Annotated in this window: 1 protein-coding gene; it reads left to right on the forward strand. The window is 66.2% G+C overall.

Features of this window, described 5'->3' with window-relative positions:
• On the forward strand, window positions 1-207 hold a 207-nt coding region (locus NQL71_RS29850; RefSeq protein ID WP_343228893.1), incomplete at both ends, for a type VI secretion IcmF C-terminal domain-containing protein.

Consider the following 207-nt stretch of genomic DNA (forward strand, 5'->3'; position numbering starts at 1 on the left):
AACGAACGGCTGTTTGGCGATTACCCGGGCACCTGGGGCCTGATCCGCCTGCTGGAGCAAGCCCTGGTCACGCCACTGGACGATGGCGACAGCCGTTTTCGCGTGGTGCTCAAGGCGCCCGATGGCATCGGCCTGACCTGGTACCTACGCACCGAACTGGGGGCGGGGCCGATGGCGTTGCTCAAGCTGCGCGGCTTCAAGTTGCCG

This window comes from Pseudomonas serbica (assembly GCF_028823535.1).
In the GTDB taxonomy this organism is placed as follows: Bacteria; Pseudomonadota; Gammaproteobacteria; order Pseudomonadales; family Pseudomonadaceae; genus Aquipseudomonas; species Aquipseudomonas serbica.